Annotated in this window: 17 protein-coding genes; 5 read left to right on the top strand and 12 right to left on the bottom strand. The window is 47.6% G+C overall.

Features of this window, described 5'->3' with window-relative positions; genetic code table 11:
• Window positions 1–9: 9 nt before the first annotated feature.
• From mobA to BM271_RS10060, 5 genes are read right to left on the bottom strand one after another with little or no spacing between them, the layout of a single operon-like run.
• On the bottom strand, window positions 10–582 hold the full coding sequence (gene mobA / locus BM271_RS10040) for a molybdenum cofactor guanylyltransferase (RefSeq protein WP_046789364.1): 573 nt from the start codon (window positions 580–582) through the stop codon (window positions 10–12).
• Window positions 582–815 carry a molybdopterin converting factor subunit 1 gene (gene moaD / locus BM271_RS10045; protein ID WP_046789363.1) on the bottom strand — a complete coding sequence of 78 codons (234 nt, stop codon included), beginning with the start codon at window positions 813–815 and terminating at the stop codon, window positions 582–584. Before moaD ends, mobA begins: the two co-directional genes overlap by 1 nt.
• On the bottom strand, window positions 812–1,261 hold the full coding sequence (locus BM271_RS10050; protein WP_046789362.1) for a molybdenum cofactor biosynthesis protein MoaE: 450 nt from the start codon (window positions 1,259–1,261) through the stop codon (window positions 812–814). The genes moaD and BM271_RS10050 overlap by 4 nt, the downstream gene beginning before the upstream one ends.
• A complete protein-coding gene (gene mobB, locus BM271_RS10055; RefSeq protein ID WP_046789361.1) occupies window positions 1,258–1,719 on the bottom strand; it encodes a molybdopterin-guanine dinucleotide biosynthesis protein B in 462 nt (153 codons plus the stop codon). The genes BM271_RS10050 and mobB overlap by 4 nt, the downstream gene beginning before the upstream one ends.
• Window positions 1,716–2,972 carry a molybdopterin molybdotransferase MoeA gene (locus tag BM271_RS10060; RefSeq protein ID WP_046789360.1) on the bottom strand — a complete coding sequence of 419 codons (1,257 nt, stop codon included), beginning with the start codon at window positions 2,970–2,972 and terminating at the stop codon, window positions 1,716–1,718. Before BM271_RS10060 ends, mobB begins: the two co-directional genes overlap by 4 nt.
• A gap of 62 nt (window positions 2,973–3,034) precedes the next feature.
• On the opposite strand from BM271_RS10060, the gene moaC reads away from it, so the two are divergent.
• The gene (gene moaC / locus BM271_RS10065) at window positions 3,035–3,514 is read left to right on the top strand and encodes a cyclic pyranopterin monophosphate synthase MoaC (RefSeq protein WP_046789359.1); all 480 of its coding nucleotides are present in this window, start codon (window positions 3,035–3,037) and stop codon (window positions 3,512–3,514) included.
• A gap of 1 nt (window position 3,515) precedes the next feature.
• On the opposite strand, the gene BM271_RS10070 is transcribed toward moaC, so the two are convergent.
• Window positions 3,516–4,016, bottom strand: coding sequence for a MogA/MoaB family molybdenum cofactor biosynthesis protein (locus BM271_RS10070; RefSeq protein ID WP_046789358.1), 501 nt, complete (start codon window positions 4,014–4,016; stop codon window positions 3,516–3,518).
• Window positions 4,017–4,040: 24 nt separating this feature from the next.
• On the bottom strand, window positions 4,041–5,063 hold the full coding sequence (locus BM271_RS10075; protein ID WP_046791404.1) for a ThiF family adenylyltransferase: 1,023 nt from the start codon (window positions 5,061–5,063) through the stop codon (window positions 4,041–4,043).
• A 222-nt stretch (window positions 5,064–5,285) separates the two neighbouring features.
• On the opposite strand from BM271_RS10075, the gene BM271_RS10080 reads away from it, so the two are divergent.
• Complete coding sequence (locus BM271_RS10080) at window positions 5,286–5,987, top strand: response regulator transcription factor (RefSeq protein WP_046789357.1); 702 nt, start codon at window positions 5,286–5,288, stop codon at window positions 5,985–5,987.
• Window positions 5,984–7,768 carry a two-component system histidine kinase PnpS gene (gene pnpS / locus BM271_RS10085; RefSeq protein ID WP_046789356.1) on the top strand — a complete coding sequence of 595 codons (1,785 nt, stop codon included), beginning with the start codon at window positions 5,984–5,986 and terminating at the stop codon, window positions 7,766–7,768. The genes BM271_RS10080 and pnpS overlap by 4 nt, the downstream gene beginning before the upstream one ends.
• 159 nt (window positions 7,769–7,927) lie before the next feature.
• Here pnpS and BM271_RS10090 read toward each other — a convergent pair whose 3' ends face one another.
• Complete coding sequence (locus tag BM271_RS10090; RefSeq protein WP_046789355.1) at window positions 7,928–8,611, bottom strand: DUF542 domain-containing protein; 684 nt, start codon at window positions 8,609–8,611, stop codon at window positions 7,928–7,930.
• A 140-nt stretch (window positions 8,612–8,751) separates the two neighbouring features.
• Here BM271_RS10090 and BM271_RS10095 point away from each other — a divergent pair, with 140 nt between their 5' ends.
• Together BM271_RS10095 and BM271_RS10100 are read left to right on the top strand one after the other, a co-directional pair.
• Window positions 8,752–9,714: a hypothetical protein gene (locus tag BM271_RS10095; RefSeq protein ID WP_046789354.1), complete on the top strand. Its 963-nt coding sequence runs from the start codon at window positions 8,752–8,754 to the stop codon at window positions 9,712–9,714.
• 39 nt (window positions 9,715–9,753) lie between these two features.
• Window positions 9,754–10,341, top strand: a complete 588-nt coding sequence (locus BM271_RS10100) for an LOG family protein (RefSeq protein ID WP_052749806.1) — start codon at window positions 9,754–9,756, stop codon at window positions 10,339–10,341.
• On the opposite strand, the gene BM271_RS10105 is transcribed toward BM271_RS10100, so the two are convergent.
• From BM271_RS10105 to BM271_RS10120, 4 genes are all read right to left on the bottom strand, one after another.
• Window positions 10,342–10,875: a GNAT family N-acetyltransferase gene (locus BM271_RS10105; RefSeq protein WP_234960537.1), complete on the bottom strand. Its 534-nt coding sequence runs from the start codon at window positions 10,873–10,875 to the stop codon at window positions 10,342–10,344.
• A 121-nt stretch (window positions 10,876–10,996) separates the two neighbouring features.
• A complete protein-coding gene (locus tag BM271_RS10110; RefSeq protein WP_046789352.1) occupies window positions 10,997–11,338 on the bottom strand; it encodes a hypothetical protein in 342 nt (113 codons plus the stop codon).
• Window positions 11,339–11,404: 66 nt separating this feature from the next.
• The gene (locus BM271_RS10115) at window positions 11,405–11,704 is read right to left on the bottom strand and encodes a hypothetical protein (protein ID WP_046789351.1); all 300 of its coding nucleotides are present in this window, start codon (window positions 11,702–11,704) and stop codon (window positions 11,405–11,407) included.
• A gap of 111 nt (window positions 11,705–11,815) precedes the next feature.
• A complete protein-coding gene (locus tag BM271_RS10120) occupies window positions 11,816–13,072 on the bottom strand; it encodes an ABC transporter substrate-binding protein (RefSeq protein ID WP_338054664.1) in 1,257 nt (418 codons plus the stop codon).
• Between the last annotated feature and the right edge of the window lie 4 nt (window positions 13,073–13,076).

Genomic DNA, 13,076 nt, shown 5'->3' on the forward strand with positions numbered 1-13,076 from the left:
CTTCCCTCCTCAGAGGATATCCGTCCTCCGGTTTATATTTACCAGCGCGTCTTTCGGCACACCGTTTTCTTTCGCATCAAGTATAACTGTCTTCCTGTGTTCAAAAAATGCCTTCATGCTCAGCCGCCCTGTTCTGAGCTGTGCTTCCAGTGATTCGGCAAGATCCTGTCCCTGATAGACAGCTATCAGCGGGTGGATCCGGTCTCCCTCTTTCGTCAGGACGAGTGTTTCACTGTCGGCGAGAGCTGCATCATGCAGCTTTCGGAGCCACCGGGCGGGTACATACGGTGTGTCACATGAGACCACCAGCAGTCTGCTGTCCGGATATGCACTGGCTGCGGCAAATAGACCGCCGATCGGCCCTTTGTCTGTGAATCTGTCGTCATCTGTGACTGTCTCATAGTTGAAAGCCGTCTTCAGTCTGCTGTTTGTACTCACGATGATTTCATCAGCTGCATGTGATGCTTTGATGATGTCTGCAATATGCTCGACCATCGGTTTCCCGTCAATTTTGTACAATGATTTATCTTCACCGAATCTGGTCGAATTTCCACCGGCCAGAATCACTCCGAGCGTCTTCATTATCCGCCGCTCACCGGCGGGATCAATGCCACTTCATCCCCTGATTCAATCAGGTGTCCGTCTTTGACGAATGCTTCATTGCAGGCAATCTGGAAAACATCCCCTTCAACTTGAGGAAAGCTTGCATATATGAGTTCCCTCAATTCTCCCGCTGTAATCTTTTCTTCGACAGGCAGCTTGACTCTGCTGTCCCCGATTTTTTCTTTGAGACCGGCAAAAAGCAGAACATTCATGATTGATTCCCCTCCAGACTGGAATGATACTGGCGTGAATCCCCGATCCATTCCTCGCCGTCTTCCCATATTTCCTTTTTCCATATCGGAACGACTTCTTTGATGCGTTCAATCGCATACTCATTGGCACGGTAGCTGTCACTGCGGTGGGGTGCGCTTGTTACAATCACCACTGCGATATCTGATATTTCGAGCTTTCCCACTCTGTGCGCGATTGTTGTGATTACCGACGGCCACCGTTCACTGATCTCCTCACCGATTTCAGCGAGCTTCTTTTCCGCCATTGGCTTGTATGCCTCATAATCTAGATACACAGTCCGGGTCCCTTTTGTCCATTCCCTCACATGTCCGGTGAACATGCATACGGCACCCTGGCTTTCGTTGATTGTATATGAATGATACCGTGTAATGTCCAACGGTTCTTCCGTAATTTCATATTGTTTCATATGTCAGAACTCCATTCTTTAAACCAATCCATCATTGTCTCTCCATCATACCTTACATCAAAGGTCTTTAACACATTTCCAAGACCGATATTATCAACAGTTGTATGACCATACCTGAATGAATAGCTCATGAATATTTTAGGGAAAGAAAGATCTTTATAGCCTTCGATCAATACAAAGTCGATGCCCTCTTTGTTGAGCGCATCCAGCTGCTCTTCAAGCTCCGGCGGCTCTTTCTTCACCTGCATGCTTGTGCCGGGCGTATTCAGGATACTGTAATCCGCACCCGAGCGCGTGAATGACTCGCTGTCAGTCCTGTTCTGCATCACTACATCATCGGAATGATGGTGTTTGATGACGGCAACCGTCCGCCCGTTTCCCTTCAGACGGGCAACCATCTGATTTACAACCGTCGTCTTGCCTGAGTCTTTATATCCGGTAATCTGCAGTACCTTCATATATCAAAACGGTCCGTTCCCGTCGTCATATCAGTCAGCATCACTTTCACGCCGTCCCCTTTTTCAAACCCGCGGGTGCCTCCCGGCAGTACAATTACACCGTTGCTCCTGGCAATGGAAGTCACCGCATTGGATTTGTTGAATCCGGAAGGGCGTGCATGGACCCTGCCCTCCACATAATCCACTTCAGCGCGGATGAAACGGGTGAATGGATTCGGCTTCTTAAAGTCCTCATCCAGCACGGCCTCCACCACCGGCGCAAAAATCTTATCGTGCCCCATCATTTTAAGAAGCGCCGGTCTTGCAAACAGTTCGAACCCCGAATAGCATGCCGAAGGATTGCCGCTCAGTCCGAACAACGGTTTATTTCCCAGGAAACTTACCGTCGTCACACTTCCTGGCCTCATGCCGACTTTATTGAACAGTTCAACGGCACCGAGCTTTTTGTATAATTCGGGCAGATGATCATAGTCTCCTACAGACACGCCCCCTGTGGTGATTACCACGTCCACTTCGCGGAGCATTTCCTCCATCCGCGAGAGCAGCGTATCCACATCATCGGCTTCCAGCCTGTAGAGTCTGCCTTCAATATTCATCCGCTTCAGCTGGCTTAAAATCATCGGTCCGTTCGAATTGCGGATCTTCCCTCTCTCAAGCGGCGCCTCCACATCAAGCAGTTCGCTTCCCGTCGACATGATACCGACGACCGGCTGCCTGTATACCTTCACCCGGCTGTAGCCGAAAGTTGCGAGTGTAGCAACTGTTCCCGGGTTGATATGCGTCCCTTTCGGCACAATCACTTCCCCCGTCCTGCACTCTTCACCCTGCATCGCAATATTTTCATCCGGACGGAAGGTTTTTCTGATGGTAAAGCCTGTCTCTGTCTCTTTGGTCTGTTCAAACATTACAACAGCATCCGCACTTTTGGGCACTTCAGCACCCGTCATGATTCTGAACGCCTCATTGGGTCCAAGCACATAATCGCTGCTTGCGCCCGCCGGCACTTCTCCAACCACTTCAAAGGCAATCCGGTTTTCACCGCCGGCCCCGGCGCTGTCCTCTGAACGGATCGCAAAACCATCCATGGCGGATTTCGTAAACAGAGGCACATCATTTGTCGCTCTCAGATCCTCCGCCAGTATCCGCCCGTAGCTTTCTGTATAAGGCACAGCCTCTTCAGACAGTGTATCCACCCTGGATATCACACGGCCGAGCGCTTCAGAGACACTGATTGGTATACGGTTGATCGTCATGGTATTCCTACTTTCATCACAGTTATTTTGTTATACTCATTATAACGGAAAGGGTGTTGATATTGTCAGAATTCAGTCATTTTAACCAAGAGGGCAGAGCACGCATGGTCGATGTTTCAGATAAAGACGTGACTGTACGGACTGCCGTAGCCAAAAGCATACTTGAAGTCAGTCCCGGGATTTACCGGGGCATTACAGAGGGCACTGTCAAAAAAGGGGATGTTCTTGCAGTAGCGCAGGTGGCAGCCATCATGGCAGCCAAGAATACACATCAGATCATCCCGATGTGTCATCCGCTCCCTCTGTCCGGCATCGATGTTTCCTTTGAGTGGGAAACAGGAGAAATGCATCTTCTGCACATTTCGGCAACTGTGAAGACCAAAGGCCAAACAGGTGTCGAGATGGAGGCCCTGACAGCCGCTTCGGCTGCTGCGCTGACCATCTATGATATGTGCAAAGCCCTGGATAAGGGCATGGTCATCAGGGAAACACAGCTGATGGAAAAAACAGGTGGAAAGTCAGGCGACTACAGACGGGACTGAGTTATTTATTCAGCTCATGCACGCAGTGGTTCAGTTCGGGGATGACCAGCCGCTCCATCGCGAGTGCCACCGCCCCCGTTGAACCCGGCAGTGTGAAAATCACTGTCCTGCCGGATGTCCCGGCCACAGCGCGGGATAATATACTTCTCGAACCGATATCCTCCGTGAAGCTCAGCATCCGGAATATCTCCCCGAAACCTTCAATTTCCTTATCGAATAAAGGCCGCACCGCCTCTATCGTCACATCGCGCCGGGCAATGCCCGTCCCGCCTGTGGTGATGATTGCATCGATGCCCCTGCCGAGAAGGTTCTTCACTGTGCGGGTAATTTCCTCTCGATCATCAGGGACGATGATATAGTCCGCTTCATCGATAACAGCGTTCGTCTCCTTCAAATATCCGATTGCCAGCCTTCCACCTTTATCCGTCTCTTTTGTCCGGGTATCACTGACGGTAATGACGGCCGTTTTAATATTTTCTTCAATCTTATCTATAATACTCATATCCATTCCTCCAGATTACGTCCTCTAACCGAACAGCCGGTCAATCAGCGTCCTCGCTTTGTTGATGCCTTCGGTATCATGGATCAGGATCCTGCCGTTGTTGAAGCAGACCAGACGTGTCCCATCAAAGTGGAACTCACTGAAATACGGGGTCCTGTTCACTTTTATATCCAGTTTTTCAATCACTTCATCCACAGACGCTTGGGTAATCCGTGCGTCCATTACCTGGACTGTATCCCGGCCGCACAGTTTCATCGTCTGATCCTGAGACTCGTTCAATGCAGGATATGTCCTGTTGTTCCCGCAGGATGGACACGTCTCCTCCTTCATCTGATCGATGCCGAATCTGCTGTGTTCGGATTCCCATATATCCCCTATACGCATATAGTGCGGGGCTTCCAACCGGCCGGTCAGTATTTTCATCGCTGTCGTCACCTGTTCGGAAACCGCCATCTGCACGGCCGGTGCAATGATACCCGCCGTGTCGCACGTCAATGTCGTCGACGGAAGCACCGGCACCAGGCAGCGGTAGCACGGGGTCGCACCCGGTACAAAACCGCAGCTGCTGTATGATGCTTCGACACATGCTGCGTATACCCACGGAATGCCGAGTTTCCAGGCCACATCATTGATCAGAAGCCGCGTATCAAAATTATCCGTCCCGTCCAGAATGATATCCGCTTCACCGGCAAGTGTTTCAAGCATAGCTGCATCACAGTGACTGATATGGACATCGAGTTCGAGATCCGGACGTATTTCGAGCAGCCTTTCTTTGGCCCCCACGACTTTCGGTGTTTTTTCCGAGGCATGACGATCTGTAAAAAGCGTCTGTCTCTGCAGATTGGACGCTTCGACATAATCACGGTCCACCAGGATGATCTTCTTCACGCCTGCCCTGGCGAGCATTTCCGACGATACTGAACCCAGAGCACCGGAACCGACAATCAGCACCGTCGCATCCATTATCCTCTGCTGTCCTTCCCTGCCTATATTCCTGTATAAGACCTGTCTTGAATATTGTTTCACATCATCACACTCATCCTGCATAAGCTTATATATCGTAAATCTACTTGACACCATTATATACCATTCCAAATGAAATCAGAAAGTTTAGTGTTTACCGTGGAAATATGCCTTCTATACCTGTGTTTTCAAGAGTATGTTACAGTAATGTAAAGATTTCGTATACTTCCGTTAAGCTATGATAAACTGTAACAGTTGAAGCATATAAATATAATAAATTTTCCCGGAATGAAAGGAGCCACTGGCATGCGAAGTATACTGGTTGTTGATGACGAACCATCAATTGTAACGCTTTTGAAATTTAACCTTGAGCAGTCCGGGTATTCGGTCCTGACTGCAGAAGACGGCAACACGGGGCTAGATCTCGCACTCACTGAACAGCCGGACCTTATCGTACTTGATCTGATGCTTCCCGGTATGGACGGCATGGATGTCTGTAAAACTCTGCGCCAGGAGAAGATGAACACACCCATCCTGATGCTTACGGCAAAAGATGAAGAATTTGATAAGATTCTCGGGCTTGAACTCGGTGCCGACGATTATATGACAAAACCATTCAGTCCGCGCGAAGTCGTCGCCCGTGTCAAGGCAATTTTGAGAAGAAGTCAGGTGGAGGCACTCGCTGAAAAAGCCGCGGAAGAAGTGTTCAGCATCGGGGACCTGGAAATACATCTGGACAAATACGATGTTTATTACAAAGAGGAACTGCTTGTTCTCACACCGAAGGAATTTGAACTTCTGCTTTATCTGGCGAACCATAAAGGTAAAGTATTGAGCCGTGACCAGCTGCTTAACGGCGTCTGGGATTTCCATTATGACGGAGATACACGGATTGTGGATGTACACATCAGCCATTTACGTGAAAAAATTGAAGAGGACAGCAAACGTCCGGAATACATCCGCACGATACGTGGATTCGGTTATAAACTCGAAGGACCCGTAGAATGAAAAGCCTCTGGCTGAAAATTTCCCTGGCATTTTTCGTGCTCATCCTTGCTCTGACACTGGTACTCTGGTTCCTCCTGGCATCGATTATGCAAAATGCCTACACGGAAACCACAAGAGACCACCTCATTGAGAATGCCGAGATGGTTTCACAGATCATCATCGCCACAGAAGCGATTGATGACGGTGAAAGGCTCCAGGAATGGATCCGTAATTTTGATGGCCCCATTGAAATGAGGTTCACAGTAATAGATGAAGACGGGACAGTCGTTGCAGATTCGGAAAATGATCCGGACACAATGGATAACCACAGGAACCGTCCGGAATTCGAAGCTGTGCTCTCTGCGGAAAATGAATATGGGGAAACCATCCGCTACAGCGAAACTCAGGATCTCAATATGATGTATATTGCAACGCCGGTAGTCTCGGACGGGGAAACCGTCGGTGCAATCCGGACGTCACTTTCGCTTCAGATAATAGATGAAGCCATGCGTAAACTCTGGCTTTCCCTTGCACTGATACTCGGTATCATGCTGCTGCTGACAACCGGCGCAGGCATCCTCATCGCCCGCAGTATTACTAAACCGATCGACAGCGTCATGGATGTCACAAGGCGGCTCACTGAAAAAGATTACAGCAGCCGTGTAAACACAAGGGTCAGCGGTGAAATCGGCGAACTCTCTTCAGCTGTAAACACCCTGGCCGCGAGCCTCCAGCGCCAGATGAAGGAAATTCAGGAAAACGAACAACAGCTCACCAGCATCATGTCCAACATGGTCAGCGGCGTCATGCTCATCAACCAGGACGGCAGAGTCGAGCTCGTCAACTCCGCTATGGAAAAATTCTTTTCCCAGCATTCTGAGAATGTTGTGGGGCAGACATTCGACAAAGTCGGCGAGGGCATCGGTCTCGGGGAATTGATACGCCAGGTGTTCGAGGAAAATAAAAAAGTGCATGACGAAGTCCATTCATACTATCCGGAGGAACGGATAATGGATGCACACCTTGCCCCTTATTACGGTCAGGGCTGGCAGCAGAAAGGCGTCATCATCGTCCTGCATGACATTACGGACATCAGGCGTCTCGAGAAAATGCGCAGTGATTTCGTAGCCAATGTTTCGCATGAGCTTAAAACACCGGTGACCTCCGTCCGGGGATTCTCGGAAACACTGCTTTCCGGCGAGGTCAAAGACGAAGAGACAGTAAGGCAGTTCCTGACAATCATCCATGATGAAAGTCAGCGTCTCGACCGTCTGATCCGGGATCTTCTGAACCTTTCGAAGATTGAAAGGCAGGAAATACCGCTCAATGTCGAAAAAGTCAACCTTACGGAACTGGTGCATGAAACAGCCGTCACTCTGCAGGGTTCCGCAGAACAGAAGCAGACAAATCTGGTCCTGCCGAAAGAGGACAGAGCGGTCATTCTTGAAGCTGACCGCGACCGCATCAGACAGATCATATTGAACCTCATAGCAAACGGCATCAACTATACCCATGAAGGCGGTACAATCGAAGTCAGCCTGAGGGAAAACATATATGAAATCCGGCTGATTGTAACCGACGACGGAATCGGCATCCCTGAAGAAAGCCTCGGACGCATATTCGAACGCTTCTACAGAGTCGATAAAGCCCGGTCCCGCCATTCAGGCGGTACGGGCCTCGGCCTTGCAATAGTGAAACACCTGATAGAATCCCACAAGGGAAGAATAGAAATCGAAAGCGCCGAGGACGAAGGAACAACCATCACTGTCATACTGCCGAAAACGCAGAATCAGGGAAATTAGATCAGATAATCGGAACGGCATCCTCGCGGATGCCGTTTTTTATTGTTCCGCCTTTCTCCGGATCCGGCACCGGTTCCGTCGCTCCGAACGGCGCCTGGAACCACGCCAAAATAAAAGCCGGACCTGATAATCCAGATCCGGTTCGACTTTCCCCTGTCTTTAGACTTTTTCCTTCAATCTTGGGAACAATATATTATTCTCGAGATGGATATGATCCAATGTGTCCCTCTCCAATCTCTCCAGACGGTCGTATACAAGTCTCAGTACACCCGGAGCACCTTCATAAGGTGTGAAGTCATTAGTCACTTCCCGCAATCTGAAGAAGAAATCAGTGACATCCTTATGTTCATTCCTGGTTTTTTCCACACGGGGTTTGAGTGCTTCTTTTTTGCTCTCCGTCGGACTCTCGATATACGATTCGAGCAGCGGGAAGACATTCACATCTTCTTCTTCGCTATGGTCCATCATGGATTTCTTCAGGCTTCTGAAAATCTCTCCGGCTTCTTCAAGATCCGGATTCATCTCCGCCACTTTTTCCACATACGGCGCAAGAACCGGCAATTCGTCCCTCAGATCTTCATGGTAGCGCCTTTGTATATATTTGATGATGCTCAGTTCATCCATGTATTTTATATCGATGCCGTCTGTATTTTCCGTATCAAGCTCATTTATTTCATACAGGATATTCTCCAGCGGAACGCCCTGTTCAAATGCCGCATCAACAAGTTTCCTGTTTCCTCCATTCACAAAATCTATATGCAGTTCTCGCAGTATATCGCCCGATTTGGGGACTTCGGTCACGACTTCCGCCAGTGTCATGCTTCCAGTTATTGTTTTCACCATGCATTCCTCCTCATTTACTATTCTTAATACCTTAATCACGATAATCTTAAACAGGGAATGATGTACCGGCATTCAGTTTAATGCAACATTTGCATGGGTATATTATAATCATGATATAAGTAATGTTGGAGGTAGAATTGATGAATGATAAAGTGAGAATGGCTGTAACTTTGTTACCTGTCCTGCTCGTCCCTCTCTTTAACGAGCGGAACCGTATAAAAGAACATCCGGATATGCAGAAACTTGGATCTGCATCGGCCACTGCGTACAGCACGGCTAAAGACAAAGGGACACATGCGGCCCATGCGGTCAGAAACGCCGGTGCCACCACATACAATACAAGTAAATCTGCAGTGTCCACCATCGGCAATGCCATTTCCGACAGACGTCATGAAACGGCTTATAAAAAAGAGATGAAATCATATCAGAAAAGTTTGAAGGAAGAAGATTCCCTTCTCAGGCAGTTTGAAAAAGAGAAAACAAAACACCGCAAAAAACGCCTGTCTGAGAAATCGGAAGTCAAAGTCCCGAAAATCATGCAGCCCCATTCCCAACCGGATAATGATGAAAAATCCGACCGGATGACAGTCGAAAGTGAACATGTGGAAGCCACATCTACAGAGCCGGAGGTTTATGCTGAGAAAAAATCATTCCCCGATAATTACGGCATTGCAGCAGTATACTATGAAGATCAGTCGGATACTCGTGCAAGCCTCGACAGCACGGATGAAGACAGACTTGATCTGGATGATGAAGAGAATTTCAGCGACAACAATAATACAGACAAAGGAATGGACAACATGACAATGAGCATCAATCCATATATCGAAGAAAAAGTAAAAGGACATCCTGAGGAAAACTTTGAAAGCGGAGACCTTTTTAAAAAGCACAAGCAAAAGCTCGATCCGCGCGGCACTTCATATAAACAGACACGGAAAATCGAGAGAGAGGACTCGCTGTTCAACCGGCATCGTGACATGCAGGAACAGAAAGTGACTGAGCATGGGCGCAGAACCGGTCTTGAGAGTGCGATGTCAAAATCAAAATATCAGAAGAAACTTGAAAAGAAGATAAACAAACATTTGGATAAACATCATTCTTAACTGGATGGAGAACATTTTTATATGACAGGAGTTTACTGAATGGAAATAAAACAGATCACTGTCTTTTGCGGTGCACGCACAGGAAGAAATCCTCTGTATGAAAAGAGTGCCTATGAGCTCGGGGCATTCCTCGCTGACCGGGGAATAGGCGTCGTATACGGCGGCGGGGCTGTCGGATTGATGGGCGCTGTTGCGAACGGAGCTCTGGAACACGGGGGAGAAGTGACCGGGGTCATTCCCCAGTTTCTTGTAGATCGCGAGATGGCACATCCCAAAGTCCAGCATATGGAAATTGTCCAGACAATGCATAAGAGGAAAGAAATGATGGAAGAGCTCGGTGACGCAATCATTTCACTCCCCGGCGGTGCCGGCACACTTGAAGAGTTTTTCGAAGTGTTTACATGGGGACAGATCGGTCTTCATAAAAAGCCGATCGGCCTTTTGAACGTCAATGATTTCTACGATGAACTCCTCCAGCTGTTCAGAAAATTGATTGATGAAGGATTTTTGCAGGAGAAATATTTGAACCAGCTTTTCACAGGCGGTAACGGCACAGAAATCCTCGAGAAATTCAATTCATTTACACCAGTGGAAATAAGAACATATGACAATATGAAACGCCGATGATTATAATGAAAATCGTCGGCGTTTTTCCAATTCTATATCGTATATAACGTGTTTTTTCAATGAATGACCGTCAATGATCTGCGGATGGTTGAACACATCCACTTTTTCCATACCGATTTTCTTCATGATATTGATGGATGGAACATTGCGCTCTGCTGCAAGCGCATATACTTTCTTTATGTCGGTATGCCGCTCGGCAAACTTCAGGACCCCGCGGGCTGCTTCTGTGGCAAAGCCCTGGTTCCAGTGTTTTTTGGAGAACCTCCATCCTATTTCAATGCACGGAAGTATCTCCAGACGGAACGGTCCATTCTCCTCAAGTACCTGCATACCGGTAAAACCTATGAATTCCCCTGTGTCGCGGCGCTCCACCGCAAACAGTCCGAATCCCCTGTCTTCGATATCTTTTTGAATATCCACAGCCAGTTTTTCAGAGGCTTCTGCTGACAGCATGTTCGGGAAATACCTTCTTACATCCTGATCCCTGTTCATTTTCACGAATTCCGGAATATCGCTCTGCTTCCAATCTCTCATTATCAGCCTTTTTGTCTTGATATATTTCATGACGCATCTCAGCCACTCTCTACTATTATTTTTTATTGACCCAAACCGTCAACTTCAAATAAAAATGAAAGAGAAAGAAGAAAATACTCTCCTACTCTTCCACCTTCCCGCTTTCGTTCTCTTTTGGTGCATCCATTCTTTTATAGGACATAAGCTGGACTTTGACTTCATCTTTCTTCAAGTCATAATCTTCCATGCGGCTTTTTTTATCTGTTGTGAATACAACATCGACAAAATCATACGATTCTTCAAAATCAAACCGTGCATTGAAAGTTTCAAATTCCTGATCCGGACTTGGCTTTTGAGCCACCACTCTGGATTCGAGGCCATCGAACTTTTTTACCTTCATGCCGGTAATTTGTTCAACTTCATGTCCCAGCTCTTCCAAAGACATGACTTTGCCTTCCACGATATTAAATTTATTTTCGTGCATTAAAATCTCCTCGCTCTCATCAGTTTCATATAGTATTCATTCCCGTTTGGACAGCTTTATAATCGTTTATGCTTCGGAGTCCTCTTCGCCGGAAGTTTCCTTTTCATCAGATTCTTCCGCATTTTCTTCTTCTCCGGAGGTCTCACCGCTGCGTTCTGCTTCCTGCAGTTTTTGAAGTTCTTCTTCTTTTATCTGAATATTTTTCTGCAGCTGATCATTCTCACTTTTGAGATTCTTAATCTTATTCTCAAGTTCCGTAATCTGGCCATTGATCTTATCCAGATCTTTCTCAGCCTGGCTTTCTTCGCCGCCGCAGCCAGCCAGTGCCAGTATGGACACCAGCACAAGTCCAACAAATCTTTTCATACAATCACCCTTCATGCATCTTACTAACATTATAGCACTTCAATGTACGCTTGCGAAACTTCAACCAAAAACAAAAGAGACCTCCTGCATAACGCAGAAGATCTCTTTTTATTACTCACCTATAGTCACTTCATCCAGCTGATAGATACCAAGTGCGTCCACTTCAAAGTTCTGAACTGAATTGTGTACGCCTGTCAGATAGTTCTGGTGATGGATGTATGCCATAGGAGCGATATCCACAAGCATTTTCTGTGCCTCTTTATAAGTTGCGAGTCTTTCTTCAGGGTCCGTTGATTTACGGCCTTCTTCAAGCAGTGCATCAAGCTCTTCATTCTCAAGGAATGAACGGTTACCCGGGGCACCCGCCATTTCGGAATGGAAGAGTGGATACATGCCGTAGTCAGCGTCACCTGTTACAGTGGACCAGCCGAGAATGAACATGTCATGGTCGCCCTGAGCCGTCCTTTCAAGATACGCACCCCACTCGAGTTGTTCAACATTCACATCAATATTGATTTCTTTGAGTGCTTCCTGAAGGTATACTGCAGTATCGATACGCTGCTGTTCGTCGTTCGTCCAGAGGTCGATTGAAAAGCCGTCTTCATATCCCGCTTCGGCCATCAGTTCTTTAGCGCGTTCGATGTCATACTCAAGACCTTCCACACTTTCATCGTAACCGAATACATCAGGTGCAAGCGGTCCTTTTGCAGGTGTGCCGACACCGTCATACACACCGTCGATGATCGCCTGGCGATCGATTGCATGAGAGATTGCCTGACGCACTTTTTTATCATTCAAAGGTTCTTTTTCAACATTGAACCCGATATATGAAAGTGACATTGATTCAGTATTATCGAGCGTTGTATCCGGATGGGAATCCACACGCTCCATATTGCTGGATCCCACCTGTCCCGCAATATGACTTGAACCTGTTTCCAGCTCTGCGATACGCGCAGCTGTTTCAGGAATGACCTTGAAAGTTACAGTATCAAGTGCAACCGGGTCTTCGTGATAATCATCATTTCTTTCAAGCACTACATTTTCACCCGGAGCACGGGACTGTACTTTAAACGGACCTGTACCTATAGCATTATCCGATACATGCTGGCCCATATTATCAGCGATTGCATTTGCAACTTCTTCGTGGGCTTCTCCGCCTTCTTCACGCAGTTCGTAATATTCTTCCACAGTCATATCCTGATCAGACAGTGCCTGCTCGTAGTCTGCATCGATGACTTCTTCACTCAGCATACCACCGGCGTCATGTGCGAGATGGGCAAGCAGTGGTCCGAATGGATACTCTGTAGTAATTTCAACAGTATAATCATCCACAGCTTCCACGTCTGTAATCATTTCATAAAGGAACATACGC

Origin of the sequence: Salinicoccus halodurans (assembly GCF_900114445.1) — a bacterium.
Taxonomy (GTDB): Bacteria; Bacillota; Bacilli; order Staphylococcales; family Salinicoccaceae; genus Salinicoccus; species Salinicoccus halodurans.